General features: G+C 36.7%; 22 protein-coding genes. 12 read left to right on the top strand and 10 right to left on the bottom strand.

Annotation, left to right across the window (positions count from 1 at the left end; all coding sequences use genetic code 11):
- The 4 genes from WC623_RS19875 to WC623_RS19860 are packed head-to-tail and all read left to right on the top strand — an operon-like array spanning position 1 to position 3,140.
- A complete protein-coding gene (locus tag WC623_RS19875) occupies positions 1–837 on the top strand; it encodes a DUF4440 domain-containing protein (RefSeq protein ID WP_372854367.1) in 837 nt (278 codons plus the stop codon).
- A gap of 13 nt (positions 838–850) precedes the next feature.
- Positions 851–1,573 (top strand): carboxymuconolactone decarboxylase family protein, encoded by a 723-nt coding sequence (locus WC623_RS19870; RefSeq protein WP_372854365.1) that lies wholly within the window; start codon positions 851–853, stop codon positions 1,571–1,573.
- A gap of 12 nt (positions 1,574–1,585) precedes the next feature.
- Positions 1,586–2,647 (top strand): alpha/beta hydrolase, encoded by a 1,062-nt coding sequence (locus WC623_RS19865; RefSeq protein WP_372854363.1) that lies wholly within the window; start codon positions 1,586–1,588, stop codon positions 2,645–2,647.
- Between the two features lie 7 nt (positions 2,648–2,654).
- Positions 2,655–3,140, top strand: coding sequence for a cupin domain-containing protein (locus WC623_RS19860; protein ID WP_372854361.1), 486 nt, complete (start codon positions 2,655–2,657; stop codon positions 3,138–3,140).
- A 331-nt stretch (positions 3,141–3,471) separates the two neighbouring features.
- Here WC623_RS19860 and WC623_RS19855 read toward each other — a convergent pair whose 3' ends face one another.
- Positions 3,472–3,984, bottom strand: coding sequence for a hypothetical protein (locus WC623_RS19855; protein WP_372854359.1), 513 nt, complete (start codon positions 3,982–3,984; stop codon positions 3,472–3,474).
- 152 nt (positions 3,985–4,136) lie between these two features.
- On the opposite strand from WC623_RS19855, the gene WC623_RS19850 reads away from it, so the two are divergent.
- Entirely contained in the window at positions 4,137–4,532 is a 396-nt protein-coding gene (locus WC623_RS19850) for a hypothetical protein (protein WP_372854357.1), read from the top strand.
- On the opposite strand, the gene WC623_RS19845 is transcribed toward WC623_RS19850, so the two are convergent.
- From WC623_RS19845 to WC623_RS19835, 3 genes are all read right to left on the bottom strand, one after another.
- On the bottom strand, positions 4,529–5,566 hold the full coding sequence (locus WC623_RS19845) for a DNA topoisomerase IB (protein WP_372854355.1): 1,038 nt from the start codon (positions 5,564–5,566) through the stop codon (positions 4,529–4,531). The genes WC623_RS19850 and WC623_RS19845 overlap by 4 nt on opposite strands.
- A 167-nt stretch (positions 5,567–5,733) precedes the next feature.
- Complete coding sequence (locus WC623_RS19840; RefSeq protein WP_372854353.1) at positions 5,734–7,953, bottom strand: HEAT repeat domain-containing protein; 2,220 nt, start codon at positions 7,951–7,953, stop codon at positions 5,734–5,736.
- A gap of 31 nt (positions 7,954–7,984) precedes the next feature.
- The gene (locus tag WC623_RS19835; RefSeq protein WP_372854351.1) at positions 7,985–8,470 is read right to left on the bottom strand and encodes a discoidin domain-containing protein; all 486 of its coding nucleotides are present in this window, start codon (positions 8,468–8,470) and stop codon (positions 7,985–7,987) included.
- Positions 8,471–8,690: 220 nt separating this feature from the next.
- On the opposite strand from WC623_RS19835, the gene WC623_RS19830 reads away from it, so the two are divergent.
- Positions 8,691–10,019, top strand: a complete 1,329-nt coding sequence (locus WC623_RS19830) for a sulfatase-like hydrolase/transferase (RefSeq protein WP_372854349.1) — start codon at positions 8,691–8,693, stop codon at positions 10,017–10,019.
- Here WC623_RS19830 and WC623_RS19825 read toward each other — a convergent pair whose 3' ends face one another.
- From WC623_RS19825 to WC623_RS19800, 6 genes are all read right to left on the bottom strand, one after another.
- Entirely contained in the window at positions 10,020–11,216 is a 1,197-nt protein-coding gene (locus WC623_RS19825) for a PepSY-associated TM helix domain-containing protein (protein ID WP_372854347.1), read from the bottom strand.
- Between the two features lie 67 nt (positions 11,217–11,283).
- Complete coding sequence (locus tag WC623_RS19820) at positions 11,284–12,492, bottom strand: DUF4374 domain-containing protein (RefSeq protein ID WP_372854345.1); 1,209 nt, start codon at positions 12,490–12,492, stop codon at positions 11,284–11,286.
- 30 nt (positions 12,493–12,522) lie between these two features.
- Positions 12,523–14,895, bottom strand: coding sequence for a TonB-dependent receptor (locus tag WC623_RS19815; protein WP_372854343.1), 2,373 nt, complete (start codon positions 14,893–14,895; stop codon positions 12,523–12,525).
- A gap of 68 nt (positions 14,896–14,963) precedes the next feature.
- On the bottom strand, positions 14,964–15,602 hold the full coding sequence (locus WC623_RS19810; protein WP_372854341.1) for a hypothetical protein: 639 nt from the start codon (positions 15,600–15,602) through the stop codon (positions 14,964–14,966).
- 108 nt (positions 15,603–15,710) lie between these two features.
- Positions 15,711–16,922 carry a hypothetical protein gene (locus tag WC623_RS19805; RefSeq protein ID WP_372854339.1) on the bottom strand — a complete coding sequence of 404 codons (1,212 nt, stop codon included), beginning with the start codon at positions 16,920–16,922 and terminating at the stop codon, positions 15,711–15,713.
- The gene (locus tag WC623_RS19800) at positions 16,919–17,467 is read right to left on the bottom strand and encodes a sigma-70 family RNA polymerase sigma factor (protein ID WP_372854337.1); all 549 of its coding nucleotides are present in this window, start codon (positions 17,465–17,467) and stop codon (positions 16,919–16,921) included. Before WC623_RS19800 ends, WC623_RS19805 begins: the two co-directional genes overlap by 4 nt.
- 190 nt (positions 17,468–17,657) lie before the next feature.
- Between WC623_RS19800 and WC623_RS19795 the strand changes: the two genes are divergently transcribed.
- From WC623_RS19795 to WC623_RS19770, 6 genes are all read left to right on the top strand, one after another.
- Positions 17,658–18,164 (top strand): sigma-70 family RNA polymerase sigma factor, encoded by a 507-nt coding sequence (locus WC623_RS19795; protein ID WP_372854335.1) that lies wholly within the window; start codon positions 17,658–17,660, stop codon positions 18,162–18,164.
- 100 nt (positions 18,165–18,264) lie between these two features.
- Positions 18,265–18,891, top strand: a complete 627-nt coding sequence (locus WC623_RS19790) for a hypothetical protein (protein ID WP_372854333.1) — start codon at positions 18,265–18,267, stop codon at positions 18,889–18,891.
- Positions 18,892–18,898: 7 nt separating this feature from the next.
- Complete coding sequence (locus WC623_RS19785) at positions 18,899–21,328, top strand: TonB-dependent receptor domain-containing protein (RefSeq protein WP_372854331.1); 2,430 nt, start codon at positions 18,899–18,901, stop codon at positions 21,326–21,328.
- 20 nt (positions 21,329–21,348) lie between these two features.
- A complete protein-coding gene (locus WC623_RS19780) occupies positions 21,349–22,566 on the top strand; it encodes a hypothetical protein (protein ID WP_372854329.1) in 1,218 nt (405 codons plus the stop codon).
- A gap of 25 nt (positions 22,567–22,591) precedes the next feature.
- Positions 22,592–23,302, top strand: coding sequence for a hypothetical protein (locus tag WC623_RS19775; RefSeq protein WP_372854327.1), 711 nt, complete (start codon positions 22,592–22,594; stop codon positions 23,300–23,302).
- Positions 23,303–23,308: 6 nt separating this feature from the next.
- On the top strand, positions 23,309–24,625 hold the full coding sequence (locus tag WC623_RS19770; protein WP_372854325.1) for a PepSY-associated TM helix domain-containing protein: 1,317 nt from the start codon (positions 23,309–23,311) through the stop codon (positions 24,623–24,625).
- Positions 24,626–25,001: the final 376 nt, after the last annotated feature.

The raw sequence follows: 25,001 nt of genomic DNA, 5'->3' as shown, positions 1-25,001 counted from the left end.
ATGAAAAAAGCATTAAAGTTTACCATTTTATTATTTGCAGTGCTCACAACAAATGTTGTAGCTCAGGATCAAAGTATTTTTCCATTAGGCGAAAAAGCAAAAAATATAAATCACACTGGTGACGTATGGCTACGTGATGTAAACCAGGCTGACAATAACATTAATTCCCAAATATCTGTTGCTGTATTCGGACCCAATTCTAAACTAAATTGGCATACTCATTCCGGCGGACAGATCTTATTGATAACCGATGGTATTGGTTATTACCAGGAAAAGGGAAAGCCTGCACAAGTGGTACACAAAGGAGATATGGTAAAATGCCTACCCAATGTGGAGCACTGGCATGGTTCAAGCCCTAAGGTCGGTGTTACCTATATAGCAGTCTCTCCAAAAAGTAAAACAACATGGTTACATCCGGTTACTGACGAGCAATACAATAGTATAAAAGCTCCGACAGAAAGTTCTGCAAATGTAGAAAAGGAGCTTATTGATCTTTCTAAGCAAAAATGGGATTGGATGGCAGATAAAAACACAACTAAACTAAATGATTTGTTTCATGAAAAATCTGTGTTTGTTCATATGGGAGGATCCTGGGGCAAGGAACAGGAAATCAATGTGATTAAAAGTGGAAGAATCTGGTATAAGAAAGCAGATATTCAGGATGTATCGGTCAATGTTATCGATAACACAGCTGTTCTTCTTAACAAAATTACACTGTTGGCAGTTGTTGGCGGTAAAGAAGTGACCAATCCTTTTATAGTAACTGAAGTTTATAAAAAAGAGCAGAGCAATTGGAAGTTGGCTTCTATGTCATTTACGAAATTATTAACACCGTAAAAAAGGAATGACGATGAATAAAATCTTAAAATCAATACTATTTATTATAACGGTTATGTTTACAACAACCTTAAATGCACAAAGTAGTAAAGATGAAAGTTTAACTGCAAAACACCAATCCCTTATAAGTATTTCGGCAGTTGCAGGAAAAGGTGACCTGTCAAGACTAAAAACAGAAATGAATCGTGGCCTTGAAGCTGGGTTAACGATCAATCAAATCAGAGAGGCAATTGTTCATCTCTATGCTTATGCCGGCTTTCCTCGTAGCATTAGGGGATTACAGACACTTATGGCCGTACTGGATGAACGTAAATCTAAAGGTTCTATTGATGAGGTAGGCACAGAAGCCTCTCCTATCAATGATCAAAACAGCAAATATGAAAGAGGTAAAGCCATATTAGAAAAATTAACCGGCGTAAAGGAAACTGGTGCAAAAACCGGATATGCAGCCTTTGCACCTGAAATAGAGGTCTTTCTTAAAGAGCACCTATTTGCTGATATTTTTGAACGAGATGTATTGACCTATACAGAACGAGAATTGGTCACGGTATCAGTACTCAGCAGTATTGGAGGCGTAGAACCTATGTTGCGCTCACATTTAAACATCTGTCTGAATGTGGGTCTGTCGCCAGGACAATTACAGCAATTTGTAGGTTTGATCAGATCAAGTGTTGGTAAAAAGGAAGCAAAATCTGCACAATCCGTATTAGATGAAGTGCTGAAAAGTAAAAACTAAAATATTAGAACAATGAAAACATTTACATCAATAATTGCATTAGCCATATCAGTAGCAGGTACTGATTTTGTAAATGCACAATCTACTCAAAAGGGAAAACAACAAAACCCTTATACTTTGGTATACGAGGGAGCAATTACCAAAAATGAAAAAGGGAAAGTAAACATACATCCGGTAAAATATAAGCTGAACGGAATTGAAATAGCTGCGAATGTTTATACCCCGGCAAATTACGATGCTTCAAAGAAATATCCGACAGTCGCTGTTGCTCACCCTAATGGGGGAATAAAAGAACAGACAGCTGGACTATATGCGCAAAGCCTTGCTGAGGCTGGTTACATTACCATTGCTGCTGATGCGGCCTACCAGGGGGCAAGTGGTGGTGAACCTCGTCATACCGATAAACCTGCCAGCCGCATAGAAGACATTCGCGGAATGGCAGACTTTATTACTCAATATGCAGGAGTTGACGCGAACCGATTAGGTGTTCTAGGTATCTGTGGTGGCGGCGGCTATACTTTAAAAGCAGCGCAATCAGACAAACGGTTCAAAGCCGTAGCTACGCTTAGTATGTTTAATTCAGGTGAAGTAAGACGTAATGGTTTTCAGAATTCCCAATTAAATACAATTCAAGAACGTTTAAAGCAAGCTTCAGATGCCCGTGCACAAGAAGCAGCAGGCGATAAAATGATTTATGCAGGTATGGCGAGTGTAACAGATGAAGAAATTGCCAAAACCCCAACCGATCTATATCGTGAAGGATTCGTGTATTATTATAGGACCCATGCACACCCAAATTCAACTTTTTTATACACCATGAGTAGCCTGCTCGACTTAATGACATGGGATGCCAGTGCTAATATGGACCTGATCAATCAGCCTTTATTAATGATAGCAGGGAGCAAAGCCGATACAAAATACATGACTGATGAAGCATTTCCTAAAGCAACTAATTCAAAAAACAAGGAGTTATTCTTGATTGAAGGTGCTACACACATACAAACCTACTGGAAACCAGAGTATGTATCACAAGCTGTAAATAAACTACTTGATTTTTATCAGACTAACCTTTAAATCCAAGATGATGAACATTAAAAATATAATCGTACTATCCTTAATCACTCTGTTTTCAATATCCTGTACCCAACAAAATAATTCGGCACAGACAACGACCTCCGAATCACAAGAACTAGTATTTTCAAAAGGAAAGCAAATAACCAATGATAATTTCACCGGGGTCACATGGTTGGAAAACCTAATCCAGGCCGATAGCCTAAACCAGAATTCTGTTGGTAGTGTAACCTTTGAGCCTGGAGCCAGAAGTAAATGGCATACTCACCCTGCGGGACAAATTTTATTAGCTATTGATGGCATTGGTTACTACCAGGAAAAAGGCCAAGCAAAAAAAATCCTCCGTAAAGGCGATTCTATTAAATGTCCGCCAAATACCCCACATTGGCATGGTGCAAGTGTTGATACAAAATTTATTCAGGTAGCTATAACAGGAAGAGAAAAGGGCGAAACATTATGGCTGGAGCCTGTTACAGATGAAGAATATAGCAAATAAGCCTCTAACCTGGTTTAGGACGATCTATCCACTAAAATCAATTTCCACTTACTATTTATCAGCAAGCCGCCGGATTTGATTTTATAGATTTCTTTGAGAAATATTGAATGGGGCTCATCCATTCTATCGTACCTTAGGACGGTATCACGCAGCGGGGTTTGATAAAATGCTTTAAACGGAAAGCACCTGCAAATCCTTTTTTTATAAAACTCAATTAATTACAAATGAATATAAGATTAACTATAAGTACACACCTAGCAGGTAAACATGGCATTCAGGATGGGCTTAACAGCATTACTTATCACGACGATATAAGGATTTACAAATTAGATTAATACTTCCCATTTCCTTTATTATTTTTATGTTTCAAATTACCCTTACCTGATGACTTTCCATTTGAATATTGCTTTTTAGCTTTTCCAGGAGGCATACCATGAGGGTGCCCCTTAACGACATAATAACGCGGATCATCACTATAACGAATTACCTTCTGACCTGGTTTCTTTTTATATTTTGCGTATACTACCCTGTCGCGATCGAAATTGCGATAGGCATCCCTTGAATTGACAACAACCTTATAACCTTTATATAAATCATATCCCCTATATCTTGACGGTAATACTGTAGAAAAAATCCACCTCCCATTGTCCTGATAAATGAATTGCTTTTTAGGTACATGATAGTAGCTTTCCACATCAGGGAGATAATAATAATCTACATGATCATAACCAACTGGTCCCCACAAAGGCTGAGAGCCAATATTTACGTTTATACTCACTTGTGCGGAAGCTCTGAATGAAATCAGGAATATTACTGCAAAAAGAGTTATCACTATCTTCTTCATATTTTTTTATTTAAATTAATACTTTCACTACTCAAAGTTGCAATGCAATCATGAAATCAACATGAAATTTCAAATTTATTATCTATAATATACAAAACCTTTTTAAACACAGGGTGTTAAACTCGAACATCAAAACCCTAATTGAATAAGTTATGGTCCCACATCCTTATTGGTTCTTTATTCTTGCTATAGTAGTTGCCTGCATTGCCTGGACAATAACTAAAGAAGAAATCTTTAAAGAACCTCGTAATTATTGCATCGAAAAATCAAAATCATCCAACACCATATGGAAGAGAAAATTCTTTTATGTATTCACCTGCGAATATTGCTTTAGCCATTACATTACGTTATTAGTACTTATAATAACTGATTACAAACTCCTTTACCAAAACTGGGTTGGCTATGTCATCGCTGGCTTCACCATTGTTTGGGTAGCTAACATATACATGAGCTTATACAATATCATACGAATAGATCTGAAAAAAGGAAAAATTATAGCGGAAGAAGAAGCTGAAAATCTAAAAATAAAAAAACAAACAAGGATTTAACTAGTGTGTTTAAGGAAAGAAAGCAAAACTCTTTCATTGTTTTCTAATGTCTTCTGTGTCGGATAATCCGATGTGTCTATCTTTTTTAGCCACTTATCCAATCTGTCATTTCGGTAAGCTTCCAATAGCACAGGATAAACATAGGAACTTTTACAAATGGCTCTGGTATTTCCTAATTTTTTAGCGACACAATCAAGTACCTGAACTTCTATTTTAGCTTTAGATTGCTCATCCATACTGTTAAAACAGACTGCAAACTGTTTCAAAGCTTCTAAAGTTCCTCCCCATGTTCTGAAATCCTTTGCAGTAAAATCATTATCTGTAATTTCCTTTATGTAATTATTAATCTGGCCTGAATCTATACTTCTCCGCACTCCATCTCCATTATAATATTGAAAAAGTTCCTGACCAGCAATATCTCTGCATTTTTTGACAAGTCTGGCTAACCTCCTGTCAGTTAAATTAACTTCATGTTGAACACCCTTTTTACCAATAAAGGTTAACCTCAAAGCACTTCCATTAATTTTAACATGCTTATCTTTCAGGGTACTCAAACCTATGCTACCATATTGTTGCATATAGGCCTTTCCTCCAACTCTCAATAATGTTTTTTGCAGAAGATCAACGCACACAGCTAACACCTTTAATTCATCAAGTTCCTTGCGCCTTAAATCTTTTTCTATTCTCTTCCTCGCATTTGGCAATGCTTTACCAAACTCCAATAACCTAAAATATTTATGCTCGGCACGTCTCTTGATCCATTTGCTATGATATTTATATTGTTTCCTATTGGCATTATCAATACCTGTTGCCTGCAAATAGCCATTTGCTTTAGGGCTAATCCAAACTGATGTCCAGGCCGGTGGTAAAACAAGCGCTGCAATTCTTTGCAGTATAATTTCATCTTTTATCTGGGCACCCTTTGCATCTTCATAAAAAAAAGTACCCGATTTACCTTTTCTGTAAATACCAGGCATACTATCTGTAACATATACCAGTCCATTCTCTTTAATCACTTCCCTAGTTTCAATCATAAGATAATGATAAATTTATGTGTATCTCCATGTCTTAACCTTCAGTCATTTGAACAATGCTGATAAATAAAGGTTTGCCAAAAAACATTTTTTGTAAAAACTCTATTGATTCTATGCAAAAAGGGCTGCAAATATCTAAACCTGCAGCCCTCTTGAAGTTAAAATCTCTATTTTAATAAGTTGAGCTCTGGCCATGTCCATGGACTTGTTCTATTTGCCGTTTGTTCCCTTACTTTCTTCACATCGTTCGGTTTTATCGCCGAAGCCTTATTTCCCATACCATTTCTGATATAGCTTAAAATAGAAGCAATATACTCATCATCATTCGCTCCTAGTGCGGGCATTTCATCCGCATAAACCTTCCCGTCAATCGGCCCTTTTAAACCTTGCAAAAGAATACGGATAAGCTTAACAGGATCACCATTTACATTCTTGTTTGATGCTAACGGTGGTGCAGGCAAATCTTTAGCACCTAATACTCCTTTACCCTCTGGACCATGACAGGTTGTACATAACTGGTTATAAATTGTAGCCCCCTTAAGCACCAGCTTTCTATCTTCCTCTGCCAATTGTTTAGATGCCATCTCATGCAATTTCTGTTCTCTTTGCTGAACAAAGTACTTCCTGTACGAGTCAATTAACACACGTTGCTTAGGATATTTTTTCACCAATTCATTGATAATGCTTTTAGCCTTTTCAGACTCACTAAATCTTAGCGATAAAGAAAGCTGGAATCTTACATCAGCACTTTCGTCATTAATAAACGGTTCCAAAAAGTTAACCAAATCCTCATCTCCATTTCTAATAGCTTCTTCAGCCACCCAGACAGCATTTTTTCTAACTTTAGCATCCTTGTCCTTTAATGCCGCTTTCAAAGTCACTTTATCCAGAGCTTTCAATCCATCTAAAGTCCAGATTGCATGAATACGAGCTAATGGATCTGGAGAATTTAACACAATATTTTTCAATGCAGGAGCTACCGACTGATCTCCTTTTATAACCATTAATTTCTGTGCATTGTCTCTCCACCATCCATTTGGATGAGATAAATACTGTACCAATTCACTAGATGGCATACCTAATGTTTTTGGTTTAGTTTGATCAGGTTTAATTCCATCATACACCAATCTGTAAATACGTCCCTTACCAATGTTTTTATCAAATCTCTTACTTAATATCTGACCTCCTAAATAAGTTCCACTTTTTGTCCAGTTACTTTCCTGAATAATTCCATGGTGCATATCTACGATATATAAACAACCATCAGGCCCAGTTAAACTGTTAACAGGTCTGAAGTTCATATCTGTAGATGCAAGAAACTCTTCTTCTTTATAAGCATTTTGAAGTGTAATAAAGCCATCTGTATTGGTCACCTTTGCTCTTCTAATCAATCTTCCAACAGGCTCAGGTATTAAAAGATCTCCAACCATATCTGCTGGTAAAGAATTCCCTCTAAAAACAGATTGTCCGGAACATGCCGTAAAATTGTTAAGCGTACTGTCTTTTCTTAATCTGTTAAGTCCACCCTGAACATCCGGAGTAGAAATAATAGGCCACACCGCTCTAAATTCCTGGTCATACTGCCCACTTATATCCAGTCGACCGAAATATGGGTTTTGCTGAAAATCTAATGCTGGTGTTTCCCCTCCTGCTGAAGAATAAAATAAACGACCATAATTATCATTTGCCAAACCCCACTGACCACCTGATCCACTAATCAGTTTTTCTGCTTTTAGTTCTCCATTATTGTAGCGATACCTGATGTTATCATATGTAACATATAGCCTGTTATCCAGATTCCAGATCAAACCGCTTTTCTGGTGTTCTAAATTGTTCGTACTAACTACATCATTGCGATAAACCAGTATTTTCTCATCAGCTTTTCCATCTCCATCTGTATCTCTGTAACTGTAGATATTGTTGGAGTTTGTTTCCGCTACTAACAATCGATCATCTAAAGTTTGTATCAGACGAGGAAGAATCAGCTTATCTATAAAAATAACAGACTTATCCATCACTCCATCCCCGTTAGTATCCTCAAGCCTCTTAATTGTACATACAGGTTCCATTTGTCCGGTACCATTAATGTCCTTCATATAAGTATTCATCTCTGCGACGAACATCCTGCCATTTCCATCAAATGCAATTGCAACAGGCTCACTAATCATCGGCTCACTTGCCACCAGCTCCATTCTATATCCCTTGGGAAGATGAAACGACTGAAGGCTCTCTTTGGGACTTAGGTATTTAGAGGTCGGATTTGTTTTAACAATAATCTTTCCTGATGCATCTCTCTTCACAACATCTTTTAATACATTACATGTATAGAATAGGACTGGTAAGCTTAAAATAAAGGCACAATAAAAAATCTTATTACTTAATTTCATTTTTTGTATTGTATTATCGTTGTGAGATTCTTTACTTTTTAGCTGCCTGTCCAAAAACTCTAAATTCGTGAATAGACCAGTAATTACCTGTGGCACCTGTTTGGATAACTTTGATATACCTACCAGCAGTCTTTTTGCTAAAAGTAATTACCGTTTCATTCTGTGTTCCCGCGCCAGTCGCTAATGCAGTTCCCCAATTGTTTCCATCGTTAGACATATATACCTCATAACCTTTTGGAGAGTCATTTTTACTTGCAGTAACATCTAATATAATTTTACTTACGTTATTAACGGCATTCATGTCTAAAATAAAGAATTGACCACTAGCCTGAGAAACTCTGGTCTCCCACCTGGTTGCAGGGTTATTGTCAATAGCTTTTTTTGCACCATCAGGATTAAGAGAAGCCGTAGCTAACCATTGCCATTTATCTTCAGTTATTTCCTTATCTCCATCCTGAGCATTAACACTTAACATACATACTGATAGCAACACCGATAAAATAATTGTTTTTTTCATAATTTATATTTGATTTAGTTTGATTCACTAAAATCAATTTCCATATTAACAAAAACATAATAAATGATTAATAATGGAAAAATAGAATAGGAAAATTACAAAACCTGCTAAAGTTTGTACGAATTCTATAGAGTTTAAGACGTTATTGAAACGAACAAATTGCTATTTATCATTAATTTGCAAGTAAATAAATTATAGGAAACCATTATTAAAGCCAAATATGTCTAAAGCAGCTACTTCAATATTCGTTCTATTTTTCCTCATGCTATTTTTAGCCTGTCAGGTATCATTTGCACAAAAAAAACCTAATGTAATTGTTGTACTAACAGATGATATGGGATATGGCGATTTAGCCTGTTATGGCAACCCATTATTTAACACCTCTTTTATTGATAAAATGGCTCAAAAGGGAATATTAGCAACCAATTTTGTAACCACCTCTCCTACCTGCTCCCCTTCAAGAGTTTCTACCCTTACAGGAAGGTATTGCAGTAGGTCGAAAATGCCTCGTGTTATTGGTCCTGGAGATAAAACGGCTATTCCTGATGAAGAAATTACTATCGCAGAAATGTTAAAGACATCAGCTTATCGAACCGCCTGCATTGGCAAATGGCATATTGGTGATTATGGCACAGGTCTCCCAAATAAGCAAGGATTTGATTTATTTTATGGCATGTTATATAGTCATGATTTCAGAGCACCTTATGTAAAAACAGATACCGTTATTAAAATATTCAGAAATCAAAAGCCAGAAATATATCGTCCCAACGACACGATCTTAACTAAAACCTACACAGAGGAAGCCATAAAATTCGTTAAAGAATCCGGCGATAAAAAACAACCATTCTTTTTATATCTGGCCTACAACATGCCACATTTACCAGTTGCTACAGCAGTAAAGAAAAATAGTAAAAAATCAGCTGGGGGAGAATTAGGAAATGTGATCGAAGAAATGGATACTGAAATGGCCAGGCTTTGGAAAACTCTTGAAGATAACGGTCAGGCAGATAATACTATTTTCATATTTACGAGCGACAATGGTCCCTGGTTAAATGCTCCACAACGTATGTATGAAGACGGGTTTACAAAGCCATATCATGTGGGAACTGCCGGAATATTCAAAGGCTCAAAGGCTACTTCTTATGAAGGAGGGCATCGCGTTCCCTTTATAGTTTACTACAAAAACCACACAATTCCGCAGGTTGTACATACACCTATATCTAATCTTGATATACTTCCTACTATTGCAGAATGGACAAATACCGCTTTGCCAAAAAGGACACTGGACGGTGAATCTGTAGTAAAACTACTTTCACAAAAAGACTATAAAGGAATCCATAAACCCATTTACTACTTCAACTACGTGTTAGAAGGCGTGAAAGATGGAGACTGGAAATTACGTACAACTAAGCAAAATGATAAAATGGTAAACGAAATGTTTAACCTTGGTTGGGACCCAACGGAACGCTATAATTTATATGACAACCCTAAGTATGCCACTGAGCAACAACATTTAAAAATGTTACTCAGTGAATACCCTGATAAATAACTATCTACCCTTTTTCTTATCCAATGAGCTATCCAGGCAATCGCTTAATTGTTTTTTCTTTTTAGATTTCTTTCCAAATTTTCTGTTATACCAGATTATAAATCCGGTAACTGGCAATGAAGCTCCAATCAGACTTGCTATAAAAGCAATAATCTTCCCAGGTAGGCCAAGTATAGTACCAACATGGATATCATAATTCATCCGGCGTAACTTTGTAGCAAATGAAGCATCCTTAAATTGGGCAGCATAATATTTATCTTTCTTTATTTCTTTTGCCGTATGCCGATCGAAATAAATACCTTGATTTCCAAATGTCTTCCCCTCTTCAGGATATACATCAACTAGAATACTTGATTTAATATTACTTGTATCTGGAGTACGGTACATATAGCCGCTTGCTTCGGGATAACGATTTATCGCTGTATGGATCGCTTTATCCAAAGCCATATCCAGTGAGATGCCCTTAACTACCATGGTGCTGTCTGAATTTGTAGCTTTCCAGTCCGGTAGCTTTTCACCGGCTGAAGTCACGGTATATAGTCCTTTGCTGTACCACTTTATCCCATATACCATTCCTGTAAGAGATAAAATCAACAAGATTAGCAAAGCATAGAATCCGAATACATTGTGCAAGTCTATGTTAATCCGTTTCCACTTGGCCGACCACTTTATTTTAAAGCTTTTATCACGAGTTGATTTATTCCATTTTTTCGGATACCACCAAATAAGTCCTGTGATCAGAAGAAACACAAACATAAGCGTACCATAATTTACAATAGGTCTTCCTATCTTAATTGGTAGCCAAAAAAATCTGTGTCCATCTTCCATAAAGTAAAAGAATAAAGTAATCCTGTCTTCATTGATCCGCTGCCCAAGAATTTTTCCCGTATAAGGGTCTAAAGAAACAATCAAAGGGTTATCTCCCCATTTTTTCACCATTACATCTACCGACCTGTTTTTTTTATAGGTAACCATATTAACAGGTTCACCTGGAAATTTATCACGAATAATCTGATTAATTTGTGAAGGCATAATCAACGGCCTCTCGCTTTTAGCTACATGATAAACCGGATGGAACAGAGATTTTATTTCTTCATTAAAAACCCAAATGGCTGCTGTTAAACAGACAATTAACATAATTACCCCCGAAATAAGCCCCATCCATAGGTGAAGCCAATTGTTGATTTTTCTAAACATTAAAAAAATGATACAAGTGAATAAAAAACCGGCGAAATTATTTTTCGCCGGTTATAATGTCAAATGATTAGTTGAATCTAGAAATCCAACTGATATAATCTACGCCCTTAACTTCCATTCCTTTGGTAAGGCTACCGCTTGCAACATCATAGGTATAAATGAACTTCCCTTGTGTAGCAGAAGAAACACCGATATATGCCTTTCCATTTTCTACCCATACCGGAGAAACGCGAACGCCTCTGTCTAAAGGAAGATCAAGTTTTGTTCTTGTTTTTGCATTCAGATCAAGTACATAATATTCGAAAACATCTTTATTTGTATAATCCTCAAATGCAGTAAGCAAATCTGCACGGCCCATACGGGTAATCGCTTTACCATTCCCAAGATCCCATAATCCATAGTATTCTCTATTTCCATTACTTAATGCAGAAAGGTTGAAGAAATAGTTAGCATCAAATGTATTTTCATTGCTTTTGATCTTCCAAATACCACTAGGCTTATTAGGATTGATACCCCAGCGATCTCCAACGTTACTAAGAATATAAATATCCCCATTATAAGTAAGTGTCGAAGGTAAGTCTGTAGCAATTGAACCAGGATAAGTAGATCGGGTGTCAGTAGTAATAACCACATTGTTCATCGCCGGGTAATCTACGACTGCCAGATAGGCAGTATTGGTTGCAGTCCAGTTTGCATCAAATATCGTATAACCGATGTATAGTTTGCTCCCTCTTAATGTTACAGAAGCTACACTCACAGCTTTATCAGTTCCACCCAAAACTTGTCCGCCAACTGTACCTGTTTTAGTCACAGTCATATTATCTGTATTGATAATTGTATAATTCAGTATTGGATTAGCTGCTGCTGGTGTACCATCACCGATTAGAATCGTATTGTCATTTAACCAATACATCGTAGATGTAGAGCCTGTAACAGGAATTTCAGTTACTGTGGTTAAGACTTTGTTTTCATATTTGAATTTGCTGAATTTGCCGGGTGTAATCTTATAATAATATCCCTTTTTAAACAACCTGTTCCAGCTTGAAATCTCTGCACCATTACCAATTGCGCTAACAGAGCCTGAAGTTAAACTCTCAGGCGTAAGTAGATAAAGTGCTGAAGGAGTATTAACTCCGCCTACAATGGCAAAATTTCCACTTTCAGGCGTAGGTTCTTCAGTGTCTGGAGATGATTTTTTTGAGCAGGAAGAAAATGTTAACGTTGCGCCTACAGCAAGCAATGCAAATAGGGATGTAGTTTTAAGTGTAAATTTCATTTTATTATATTGTTTGATGTGATACATAATTTATTTGATGAAATAGCGGAGTTTTACAAAAAAGGATCTTCCAGGTCTTTGCAGACGGAAACTATCGTAGGCAGTTTCATCAAAAATATTCCTGGATTCCAGAGAGACATTATACTTCCCCTCGTTCATGGAATAGCTAAAACCAGCATTGTGTATAGTTTGGCTAGGGATAACATCTTTTGTAGCTGCAGTTCCACGACTTGGCCATCTTAAATAGAACCAATGTGTGTATTGGGTAAACCAGTTAAATTGTAATCTTGTACCCTTACCTATGAGGTCATTTTTCCCAATACTAAAACTTGCATTTCCAAAAAGCCAGGGTTGATTTGGAATACGTTCTTCAAATACTGTTGTACTTTCGTCACGACTAATCGCATCCATATAGCTTGCATTTACTATTAGGGAAAGTAAGTTCTTGTAACCATAATTCAGTTCTCCGTCAATTCCGGTAATACGCACTTTACCAATGTTCGCATAGCTGGAAAAAGTTCCTCCTGGCATTGCATTGATAAAATCTTTTGCATTTCTATAGAATACAGAACTTTCAGCTGAAAAGTGATGCTCAGCAAAATTATGGCGGAAATACACGCCCAGGTTAATGTTGTCACTTTCTTCTGGCTTTAACTTTGGATTTGCCAGAACTAAAATTCCGTCCCCAAAAAGTTCCTCAACTTCCGGTAGGCGGTATGTATGTTCAAAAGATGCCTTTATCCCCGCATTTTCAGTGATCTTATAACGGGTTGCAATACCATAACCAAAATAATTACTGGTAGAATCAGCTGTGCTTTTTTGGTATCCATTACCATTGAAATAAATTGCAGAACGGATATAAGAATGAAGACGGTATTGCTTCAGGAAAATGGAGCTGCTAAAGCGACCATCGAGTAAGTTGTTTTCTAGAGATATGCCCAGGATGCCTTTATTCAGTTTATTAGGAACATCTAAAGTATTGCCATCCTGATCAGCATTTTTAAAAGTATTTACTCCTGATCTTTGACCTGCACTAAGACTATAATTTAGTTTGACAGCACTATTATCACTGATGGCATAAGAAAAATTAGCTCTCAGCACTGCAAATTTATTGGTGTATTTGTATAGCGAAAAAGCAGCTTGCTCGCCAAATAGATTGTTCGAAGAAATGATTTTCCCTTCCCAGTCATATTTTGATGCTGAAGTATCTACTGATGTAGTATTTTCCTGTGCATAGGTAGCAAACAGGCTAGCACTGAGACCCTTTAAAAATAAGTCTGTCTTTTTGTATTTAAGGCTTGGCATAACCAGGTTCCCATAAGAATGGACCTTTCCATAAATTATATCTTGTTCTGCACCTGTTTGTCTTTCTTTATATCCGGATGAATAAAGTAGACCGACCAGCAATACATCTGCCCATTTCTTGTTTCGAAAACCAAGTTCTAATTGTCCCATTCCCGAACGGAAACCATCATTAAATCTTTTAACATCCTTTTTAACAAATACATTTCCCTCAGCAATATCTATGTCCTTCATGATATAATTGTTGTCAGCATAATTATAGAACCCAGTCGCATTAATGGTGAATCCTGTTTTTTCATCTGTATACCGACCACTCAGACCTGCTCTATGGGTATTAAAAGACCCATAGCTATAACTCATATCCAGATATTGCTTTACATTTTGGTTGGTTACGATATTAACTGCCCCACCCAGTGCATCAGCTCCAAGTTCAACCGGCACAACACCTTTATAAACTTCTATGCGTTCGGCCAGGTTGACAGGAATATTATTGAGCGACATGGAGTTCCCGAAGTTTTCCATCGGAATCCCATCAATAAAGAACTTTACCTGTTTACCGGAAAGACCGTTAATAGAAAAATTAAAATCTGATCCCAACCCTCCACTTTCTCTGATCCGAATACCTGTACTTCTACTCAGCACCTGGTTAAGATCAGCAGTAGTATTAGCCAGAGCTTTGGTTTCTATACCACTTACATTAAATCCACTTTCCGTAAGTTTTCTGGCTTCTGTTTTGCCTGTAACATTCAGGGTCTCCATTAGTTTGTTATCCTTTTCAAGGATAAAATTGGTCATCAAAACTGAAGACTGAAGCCGTACTTCTATTACCTGCCTTTTGGTTTTAAACCCAACCCCCGAAACTTCAATTGTATAAGTTCCTGGTTTTGGCACATCTAACCTAAAACTACCATTTGCATCAGTTACTGTCCCAGCTTTTATAGTCCGAATCCACACAGTAGCCCCTTCAACAGGCTCCTGATCACTATCGCTTACCTTGCCAGAAATCTGAGGCATGGTAATTTGGGCATTGGAAAAGAAATATAAGGCACATAAAAGCCCCGTAAGCAGAATTTTATTAATTTGCAGTGATTTTAATGTCATACGTTAAGATTAACCCGATTATCCGGGACAAGCCGTACTGCTGGTACCAGTACGGCCTTTTCTATTATTTATATTGCTTGTAAATCTTTATTTATTCTCATAGCTACATTTAATGGTAACACATCCTCCATATAGCGTTGGTCTACCACTATTATTTCTGGAGAAATACGGCTTATTCTTAAAGCCACATAAGTGATTCCACTTTTACAGACGAATTTTTTAGTCTGGGCATCTATACCCGAGCTGTTGGAAGCGAAATTAAGGCTCACATCTTCAACAGATTTATTCTGAATGAGCATGGCATCGCAAAAAGTTAAGGCAGTAAATACAAGCCCATCAATGTTTTCTTCCTTTGCAGTTTGTCCTTTAAAGTTATCAATCTGAATTACTTTCAGTCTGTCCGATCTTAAAACGCTCTTGTACAATAAAAAAACACATGGTAAAGCGATAAGTAAACTAGCAGCTATGCTAATCCGCTTATACCATAGTTTAAGCTGCTGCCTTTTTCTCTCTTTAAAAATCGTAGATTGTTCTAGGGAAGCCCATAAAGCTGTATTAACTTCATCTTCTTCCCCCTGATCATGAGATGAGATAACTTCTTCTTCAGCATCTTCCAGCCAAGCCTCAACCGCAGCACATTCAGCTGCCGAACTTCTGCCGGAATGATACCTCATCAAGATTTCATCTGTTATAGTATACTTCCCCATCTATAATAACAGTCGATCTTCTCGGCATTTACCCCTACGTCTTATTTAGATTTTTTTTAAATAAAAATAATAAAAGCAAAAAAAAGCGGTTTTTAAGACTTATAGGCCTTAATCAAAATCTTTCTTTGAAGGATTGAGTATGAGATATGAAGACTTTGAGGAGATATTTCCTTCGATGGCTGGTCCGGATCTTAATATATCTTTATTCCCATCGTACACATACATCCTCGCCTTTCCCTGGCTTTCATTAACAATAAATGAAGCATTTTCTCCATCATAATAACCACTGGTACCCCATACAAAGTTTGGTTGGTTCTGATTTTTAAGTAATAACTTTATTGTTTTTTTATAAACATCAGCAACATAATAGTCGCTCTTTCCAGTACTTGGAAAAGAAATTGTAGCCAATATTACTTTTCCAGCAGCAGCTTGTGTTATGCCAAGTAAATGACGACCATTCAACTGTTTTGATAAATCAAAAAAGTATTCCTTATCAAACTCCCCTTTTCCATTACTTATCCTATAAAAAGCAGTTGATGCTGTTGGATGGTTCCCATGATAAAAAACCGGAGAGGTGAGTACATATAAATCTTCTTTTGTATCCGCAAAAAAGTTAAACATCCCATTTACACCCGATCCGGGAAAAGCAGAGCGGACATCCTTATCTACGCTCTTTAGTTTTAGGGCCGGGTAATCCAATACGGCCAGGTAAGAAGTATCGCTGCAATGGTCATAATCTTCACCAAAAGAACTATAGCCCACATACAAATGATTATTCTTTAACATCCCAAAATTATCACTTGCATTTTGCTCTGCGGCTACCGGCAGATCTAAGCGTCCTTTCCTTACCAAAAGCATTTTTTCTTGATCGATAATGGCGTAGGAAGAAATATTTTTATGTCCGCGACCTCCTATATAAAGTAATGTACTATCTAATTTTGTAGTAAAGGAAATGTATTCAAACTCCTCCAGTTTAAGTTCGCCTCCACTTTTCAATCCATCTTCTGCATACTGATATTTACTAAACAATCCGGATTTTTTATCCATGCTGAGTAAAAAATTATGATTTAGGATTACCGTAGAACCTAACTTATTATTAATCATTGAAGCCTGATTTGTATGTAGAACTAAGCTTGAATCCAATGAATCAAACCAGAGCATACGGTCCTCATCCCTGGATCCCTTTTCCCCGTTTATAATCAGCAAATATTTATGCTTTTCTGAGCTAATTTTATTGCCACCTCCGCAACCTGCTATCAGCAACGAAGCAAGACAAATTCCTGAAATAAATTTGAGATAGCTAAACAATTTAATGGTCATTCATTTTTATATTGCCTAAGCTTGAGGCGGATATATGACAATGCTTTAGTGATCTGGTTCTCAACCGTCTTTTCTGTAACCAATAAAGATGATGCAATCTGTCTATTATTTAATCCTTTTTCCCTGCTTAGCTTGTAAATTAATCTGCAGCGTTCCGGCAATTCATCTACCAAGGTGTTGAGTTCTCGTGAGAGAAAGCTGAACGCAACTTGTTTCTCGGTAACAGCTTCTGCTTCCTTAGCATAAAGCATCGATTCTTCAAGATTTCTTTCCTGTTGAATCCTTTCACGAAAGTAACCAGATATTTTATATTTAACAGACTTGATAAGATATTTTTCTATCGAATCAGAAATTAACAGTGTATTCCTTCTTTCCCAAATAGATTCAAATAAATCATGGACCATATCCTGGGCCAGATCCTTATCATTTAGCTTTTGGTAGCAGATGTAATATAGTTTCTTCCAAAATTTAGCATATATCAATGCAAACGTCACTTCGTCAATTTGAAGTAACTCATTCTCATTTATTTCTACTGTTTCTGGCAATTTATAAGGCTTAGAAATTCAAAGGTAATATTATTTAGATCAATTACAAATAAAGAGCAAAAAAGAAACTGATCGCCTTTTGAACCGCATTCAATAATTCAAAAATAGTTTTATTCTTTTTTATTTGTAATTAGTCTAAATAGTAATAATTTTACCACAAATATTTCGAACCACTAATTACCAAACAATAATGCCAGAAGATTATGATGCATTTCGTCTGATTTACGAAACGTATTGGAAGAAGGTCTATAATTATGCACAAAAGATTTTAGAAGAAAACCTGCTCGCCGAAGATGTCGTACAACAGGTTTTTGTAAGCCTATGGGAGCGAAGAGAATTCCTGCAGATAGAAAATATCGAAGGCTATTTGATTAAAGCTGTCAAATTTGCATGCATAACGGAACTGAAGAAAAGGTACCGTTGCTGCGCTGCACAAGATTGTGTTATCAACTGCAAAAAAACGGATCTACAAACAGATGATCATGTTTTATACAAGGACCTGGAAAAAACAATAGACAAATTATTGTGCCCTATGGCGCACAAATGTCAAAAAATGTTCCGTATGCGATTTGAGCAAGGAATGGATAATCGTTCAATAGCTCTACATTTTGATTTGTCGGAGAAGACAGTGAGAAACAAATTATCCAGAACAATAGGGATTATACGTGAAAAGCTGAAGATCGAGGGATATAAGTAAAAACCATTTTAAAACACTCATTATCAACACAGAAAATAAAAATGACTTTTTTCGAAAATAAATCGGGACAATTTCGCATCCAAGTATACTCTCTTTGTAAATGAAAGAATATATAAATCAAGATATAGTTAAGAGGTATTTCGAGAATACATGCTCTGAAGAAGAGCGAATCCAGATGGAAAAGTGGTTAGACCCTACAGAAACCTGGGAATCTGATGTTATTTCAATCAAAGCAACTCATGCATCACAAGAAAAAATCTGGTCAGGAATTTTCAATCAGATTATTGCAAAGCGAACAACTAAGCATAAAATACTTCATTTAGTAAAGTATGCTGCAGCTATCATATTGCTGTTTATGATTTTTTCAAAGGAGGATGATATACTTTTTACGACCAATATGGATTATGCGTCCATCAAAATCCAAAAGATACATTTCTCTCCAAGCGTAAATCAAAAAAATAGAACGATAGACCTTTATAAGGTCTCCAATGAGACTAACAAAACAATTCAGCTAACAACAAAAAAAAATGGTCGCAGCTATACATTAAAACAGCACACCACCTATCTGACTGTCTGCCTGGAAGAAGATCCTGGAGTTGTTGGAGATCAAATTTTGGTCTTAACCCCAGACCAGGTGAAAATGATACCTGATGTACCCCTTGCAATGCAATTGGCGTCGATAGTGAATAACAAGGACTTAGAAACTGCCATTCCTACTTTTTTATAATCTTAATATGACATTCAAAGCACTACTCCTCTTCTTCTTATTGTTCAGTTTATTCACTCCAATAACATTTGCACAAGAGAAAAAAGGCCGGGAGATTTCAGGGTATATCAAAGACACGTTTGGAAACTCCGTTTCCAATGCTACTGTTAGTATACAAAATACAAATTTTTCAACTCAGGCAGATTATGATGGTTTTTACAAGCTACAAAAATTACCTGATCATCAGCAAGTCGTTCTTATTATTAGCGCTATAGGATTTACTAAAGAAATCAAACAGGTTAATGCTGGTTCACAGAAAACCATTTTTGATGTGGTACTTAAAGAGGACAAACAACAACTTCAGGAAGTGTCTGTTGTAGGACAAACAGAAAATGAAAGGCATATTCAGGAAATAAAGCGTTCAGGATTTAACGTTAGCATTATCGATCTAAATAAATATAGCAATGAAGCGGCAAACCTGACACAGGTTTTAAAAAGAGCAACAGGTTTAACCATACGTGAAGACGGTGGGTTGGGATCTAATTTCGTATTTCGAATCAACGGTCTTGATGCTAAAATATTTATAGATGGTGTACCCATGGATAATTTCGGGTCATCTATGTCGCTAAATAACATTCCAGTAAATTTAATTGATCGTATTGAGGTTTATAAAGGGGTTGTACCAGCTTTCCTGGGTTCAGATGCCTTAGGTGGAGCTGTAAATATTATTACCAAACGAAGAGCAAGACCTTTTCTTGATTTTAGCTACAGCATGGGCTCGTTTAATACACAACAGTCTGCCTTGGTCGGTACATTCACCAATCCGAAAAACAAATTATCAGTACGCTTAAATGCATTCTATAACCATTCGGATAATGATTACAAGATGTATTCAGAAGAAAAATACAATGTCATTCTCAGAGGCGAAAAGAACAACAAATTGGACACGATAGCTGAGGTTAAACGTTTTTATGATCGCTATACCTCGGCTATGGGACAATTGGAAGTTGGTTTCCGGGATAAACCCTGGGCCGATCAGTTTTATGTCGGACTCACCTATTCGCAAAATCATAAACAAAATCAGTTAGGTGCAACAATTAACACGCTAAATGTTGGGCAATGGACAGAAAGTAAGTATCTGATGCCCACCCTAAGTTACAAGAAAAGTGATTTCATTGTAAAACGTCTATTCGCAGATGCATTTACAAGTTATAGTTACGATAACCGACATGTAAGAGATACTGCTGCCTATAACTACAGCTGGTCTGGCAATTGGGTTCCAATTGGAGACACCCCTCCTCGTGATCCTTCTCATAATAAGTACAATTTGTTCAATTACCTGGCAAGAGTAAACCTGAACTACGACTTTGATGAAGAAAGAAAACAAAGTTTAAACTTTAATTACAACTATAACACTAGCCATCAAAAGGAATACGATATGATTAATGGCTACAACCGTTCTGGGCTTCCTTCCAACCTAGCGAGACATATTGTTGGCTTATCGTGGCAAAACCAATGGTTTGATAAACGTTTGTCTAATGTTATGGCGCTAAAGTATTATCGACTTGATGCTACAAAAGATGTGGACGAAAGAAAATTCAATGGAAATAATGAATTGATCAGTGGAGAAATCGTCCATTATCAAAAAGCATGGAACTTCTATAGCATGAGCATTGCTTCCCGCTATCGGATTACCTCAGATGGTGGCTGGAAGCTATCCTACGAAAGGGCATATAACCTACCAGGCATGACTCCACTTTTCGGAGATGGACTGAACACGATCTCTAATTTTGATCTCAAACCAGAACGCAGCGATAATATTAATACAGGCTTTTACTACAATACATTTATCAATGACAATAACTTTTTAAATGTAGATGTTACAGGTTTCTATCGCCTTGCTGCAGATTATATTAACACCAAAGTTGTAGAGGTAAATGGAGAAGGATATTCTCAGTATTACAATATCCCAGGTGTAAAATTGTACGGTTTTTCAGCGGAGGTAAAGTATGGTTATAAAGACTTATTAGCGTTTACACTAAATGGCTCTTACGATAAAGCGATCGACAATAAAAAATACACTGACGATAGCAATCAACAGGTGAGTTTGTCTTACGGCTATCAGATTGCAAACAGGCCCTGGGTGTATGGCAGTATGGATGTAAGTCTTATTCAAAACGATTGGTTTCAAAAAGGAAGCAGGATTCAATTGTCTTACTTATCTCAATATACTCATTGGTTTTATCTAAGCGAAGCACATTTGGGGTCACTGGCTTCTAAAGATTATATCCCTTCACAAACTATTCATTCTGCTGTGCTGAGTTATTCCTGGAGCAGAAACAAGTACAATATTTCATTCGAAGGCCGCAACCTTACCGATGAACGGGCATATGACAACTTCAGGTTGCAAAAACCTGGTCGCGCATTCTTCCTCAAATTGAGATTATCATTAATGTAAAAACAATCAATATAAATATTATGAATATTAAACATTTAATTGTGACCTGCCTGGCGGCAACAGCTCTATTTTCATCATGTAAAGATTCACCGGACGATGTAGCTCCTACCCCGATCAATACAAATGGTGGTTTGTATAGTTTGTGGGTTACTTCAGCAACAGGTTCTTATCTTTTAACAACTAATGATTTGATGAAAGATACCTTATTGTCTCCTAATAATAACAAAGGCATAGATATTACTTCTCACCTTCCAGCAGCATTTTATGGTGTATATGCCTATAACCATCATGGTAAGTTCTATTTTTCTAACGATGGCAAACTCTTCAGTCAGCACGAAATTACCAGCAACGGATTATTAAAAGAAACCAATAACTATGTTTTCCCAGGAAACTTCTACATGGGAAAGGTTTTGGATAACATCAGTACCAAAGATGAATTGGTTATTACCAAGACTGCAGGGACTACTAATACAGCTAAAAAAGTTCTGGAGCAGCCTATTTATTTCATGAATACCAACAGCTTGACAATCAATAAGACGTTGAATGTCGAAATCCCTATGATCAGGTTCATACCAAAGCAAACAAACGGACAAGATGATGATGTTTACATTGTACCTACAAGTATGACTGTCAGAGGCGATAAACTCTTTGTCGGGCATAAATATAAAAGCAACATTACAAAGGCTGATATTATTGATACCGCTTATGTATATGTATGTGATTACCCAAGTCTGTCTAACGGTAAGATCATAAAAGATCCACGTGGTGGATTTACTGCTGGTCACTGGGAAATCAATAAACCTACTTTCCAGGATGACAATAATGATTTGTATATCTTAACAAGACGTGTAGGAACTTCCAGCTATGGTCTGTTGCGCATCAAATCGGGCGAAACAACCTTCGATCCTGATTATTTCTTCGAGTTAAAAGACTACAACATCTTTAAAAATTCGTCTTCTATGATTCAGAAATTAGGCAATGGTAAAGCTTATATCAGTCCTTATGTAATTGACCCTGCCAATAAAAAGGTTGTAGCTGATTTAAGAATTTTAGCTGGAGGTGCAGAGCCTAAGACTACCATGAACTTCATGGAAAATGGAAAACTATACGACGTGTTCAAAACAGATGAGTCTAAATGGTTTGTATATGAATACAACCCTTCCACAAATGCAATCAAACGTGGTGCACAGATTGATCCAGGAGTAACCTGGGTATACCATGTGAATAAAATAAAATAAACCAAATTATTTATCCAAAAACATTATGAAAAGAATATTAAAACAAATTCTATTGCTAACATTATATTCTGGTATTAGCATAGCTGCCTCAGCGCATGCTGTCTTCATTGAAACTGCCCTAAAGGGAAATAAAGGGAAAGCCCATACCATAAAAGTGGTATATGGAGAACCTGATGAGCACGAAGAAATATCTAAATGGTGGTGGTACAAAGAAGGAACTGTTGTAAAGTTAACTTTGACAAAGGCTGACGGATCTAAAGAAATTCTGAAGTTAACTCCTCAAAACAATGCGTTGGTTGCAACTTTCACTCCTGATCAGGATGGTGTTTATCATGTAGCTATACAACATGAAACTGAACGTAAAACTGGTGCTAAATCGCAATACCAGATCAATGCACATGCTTCTATACAAGTAGGTAATTCTAAAAAAGGAAATTTAGCAACCAATGTTGGGAATGCCCTGGTTGTTTATCCTGCTCAAGATCTTCTAAATAACAAGAAAGAAGTGGCTTTAACTTTATATGAAAACGGAAAACCTGCAGTAAAAGCATTTTTTCAGATTATTTCTCCTAATGGCTGGATAAAATGGATAGAAACTGATCAGAATGGTGTAGCCAGATTTATACCAGAATGGAAAGGAAAGTATTTTGCCGAGGGCTCTAAAAAGGAAAAAGTAGCTGATCAGGCGTTTGAAGAATACAACCGTGCAACATCAATGAGTTTTGAAGTAATCTAAAAGTGCATGGCTGTAAGAGAGAATAAGAAGAAAAAAATAACATTCCGTTCAGTCAGCAACTGGTTACATTTGTGGCTAGGATTGATTTCAGGAATTATTTTAGTGATAGTCTGTTTTACAGCCTGCCTTTGGGTTTTTCACTACGAAATCACCTCACTTTTAATACCGAAAAAAGAAAAGCAATATATTGTTGCAGGTTATCAATCATTGCTACCACCTTCAAAAGTAATAGCCATTGCAGATTCTTTGTATCCCCAGGATTTTGTTCGTGGGATTACATATACTAAAGATCATCCGATTTCTTTTACCGTAAATATTAAAGGAGCTGACACCTCTAAGAAGCCAGAACCTAAAATTAATTTAATACATCCTTATACAGGAGAATATTTAGGATTGAAAACCGAAGACAATTCTGAAGAAGAGCAACTACGGAAGCGATTGGAAAGTTTCTTTGGCTGGGCAATTAGTGGTCATCGTTTTCTCTGGCTTCCCCGCGATATAGGCAGACCCATTGTCAATTATGCGACATTAATGTTTAGCATTACACTGATCACAGGGCTAATATGGTGGTACCCTAAAAAGTGGACAAAATCTGTTCGCGATAAGAGTTTTAAAGTCAAATGGAAAGCAGGTTGGAAAAGGCTCAATTTGGATTTACATAATGTATTTGGCTTTTATTCATTTTTGCTGGCCCTTTTGCTAGCCATTACAGGAATGTACTATGGGATTACCTGGTTTAATAAGGCACTCTACTGGTCTACTAATTGGGGTGAAACATTAGCCGAGCGAAAGACAGTAAAATCAGATACCACAAAGATGTATACTATATCTGACTTTCCTCGTGCTTTTGACAAGCAGGTAGCAACGATCTTAACGCAGTACAAGGATCCATTTTATTTAAACATTAACTATCCAGATACCGCCAAGGCAGATGGTACTATCCAGGTTTATATACGGAATGATATGGATAGACAATTTAACAACCGGTATTACTCTTTTGATAAATATACGGCTGAATTCCTGCCCAACAGTGTTTCACTTTTTAATAAAGATTACTATGAGCTCAGTGTGGGAGAGAAATTCAGAAGGTTAAATTATGACATCCATGTGGGTTCTATCTGGGGAATTCCAACCAAAATTCTAGCATTTTTTGTGACATTTATCGCAGGGTCATTGCCGATTACAGGATTCATTATTTGGTACAATCGTAAATGGGGCAAGAAAAAGAAAAAAGGAGCTAAAAAAGAGACTGTTCTATCCAGCTCTGTCTCAGAACCAATTAAAGCAGCTGAATCTTTTGAACATGAAAAGACTTACAGCTAGCAAAAGAAGGAAAACTATGTATTCCCAAATTTTAACTGGTTCAGATTGTTTGTTGCTTTGCCACACTTTGGAAAAATTAAAGACTATAAATTGCTATTCTCCCTAAAATCCGACTCAAAATTCATAATCTCATTTTCGCCATAGTATAATGCCTTTGGAAGTTAATGAATGCCGCTATTTGACATTGATTTGCAACAAACATCACCTTAAAACAGCCCTACTGTCGATTCCTAAAAAAGCTATACACAAGGTCTAATACGGGTTTCGCTATACAGTTTTTTTGGAAGGTTATCATTTATAAAATTAATAGTTTTCTTGCATTTTTTTATACTTTTTCCTGCAGTTCTTCCAGCGTTTGATCAGTGGCTTTTCTGAA

Origin of the sequence: Pedobacter sp. (assembly GCF_041645105.1) — a bacterium.
Lineage (GTDB): Bacteria > Bacteroidota > Bacteroidia > Sphingobacteriales > Sphingobacteriaceae > Pedobacter.
This window is presented reverse-complemented; position numbering and strand designations above follow the sequence as displayed.

What these genes read in the sequence shown, in the direction of transcription:
- WC623_RS19790 (WP_372854333.1), top strand. Translation starts at nt 18,265, where the DNA reads ATGAAAGAATATATAAATCAAGATATAGTTAAGAGGTATTTCGAGAAT.
- WC623_RS19815 (WP_372854343.1), bottom strand. Translation starts at nt 14,895, where the DNA reads ATGACATTAAAATCACTGCAAATTAATAAAATTCTGCTTACGGGGCTT.
- WC623_RS19820 (WP_372854345.1), bottom strand. Translation starts at nt 12,492, where the DNA reads ATGAAATTTACACTTAAAACTACATCCCTATTTGCATTGCTTGCTGTA.
- WC623_RS19870 (WP_372854365.1), top strand. Translation starts at nt 851, where the DNA reads ATGAATAAAATCTTAAAATCAATACTATTTATTATAACGGTTATGTTT.
- WC623_RS19805 (WP_372854339.1), bottom strand. Translation starts at nt 16,922, where the DNA reads ATGACCATTAAATTGTTTAGCTATCTCAAATTTATTTCAGGAATTTGT.
- WC623_RS19875 (WP_372854367.1), top strand. Translation starts at nt 1, where the DNA reads ATGAAAAAAGCATTAAAGTTTACCATTTTATTATTTGCAGTGCTCACA.
- WC623_RS19795 (WP_372854335.1), top strand. Translation starts at nt 17,658, where the DNA reads ATGCCAGAAGATTATGATGCATTTCGTCTGATTTACGAAACGTATTGG.
- WC623_RS19860 (WP_372854361.1), top strand. Translation starts at nt 2,655, where the DNA reads ATGATGAACATTAAAAATATAATCGTACTATCCTTAATCACTCTGTTT.
- WC623_RS19840 (WP_372854353.1), bottom strand. Translation starts at nt 7,953, where the DNA reads ATGAAATTAAGTAATAAGATTTTTTATTGTGCCTTTATTTTAAGCTTA.
- WC623_RS19775 (WP_372854327.1), top strand. Translation starts at nt 22,592, where the DNA reads ATGAAAAGAATATTAAAACAAATTCTATTGCTAACATTATATTCTGGT.
- WC623_RS19865 (WP_372854363.1), top strand. Translation starts at nt 1,586, where the DNA reads ATGAAAACATTTACATCAATAATTGCATTAGCCATATCAGTAGCAGGT.
- WC623_RS19785 (WP_372854331.1), top strand. Translation starts at nt 18,899, where the DNA reads ATGACATTCAAAGCACTACTCCTCTTCTTCTTATTGTTCAGTTTATTC.
- WC623_RS19770 (WP_372854325.1), top strand. Translation starts at nt 23,309, where the DNA reads ATGGCTGTAAGAGAGAATAAGAAGAAAAAAATAACATTCCGTTCAGTC.
- WC623_RS19810 (WP_372854341.1), bottom strand. Translation starts at nt 15,602, where the DNA reads ATGGGGAAGTATACTATAACAGATGAAATCTTGATGAGGTATCATTCC.
- WC623_RS19850 (WP_372854357.1), top strand. Translation starts at nt 4,137, where the DNA reads ATGGTCCCACATCCTTATTGGTTCTTTATTCTTGCTATAGTAGTTGCC.
- WC623_RS19845 (WP_372854355.1), bottom strand. Translation starts at nt 5,566, where the DNA reads ATGATTGAAACTAGGGAAGTGATTAAAGAGAATGGACTGGTATATGTT.
- WC623_RS19780 (WP_372854329.1), top strand. Translation starts at nt 21,349, where the DNA reads ATGAATATTAAACATTTAATTGTGACCTGCCTGGCGGCAACAGCTCTA.
- WC623_RS19835 (WP_372854351.1), bottom strand. Translation starts at nt 8,470, where the DNA reads ATGAAAAAAACAATTATTTTATCGGTGTTGCTATCAGTATGTATGTTA.
- WC623_RS19830 (WP_372854349.1), top strand. Translation starts at nt 8,691, where the DNA reads ATGTCTAAAGCAGCTACTTCAATATTCGTTCTATTTTTCCTCATGCTA.
- WC623_RS19825 (WP_372854347.1), bottom strand. Translation starts at nt 11,216, where the DNA reads ATGTTTAGAAAAATCAACAATTGGCTTCACCTATGGATGGGGCTTATT.
- WC623_RS19855 (WP_372854359.1), bottom strand. Translation starts at nt 3,984, where the DNA reads ATGAAGAAGATAGTGATAACTCTTTTTGCAGTAATATTCCTGATTTCA.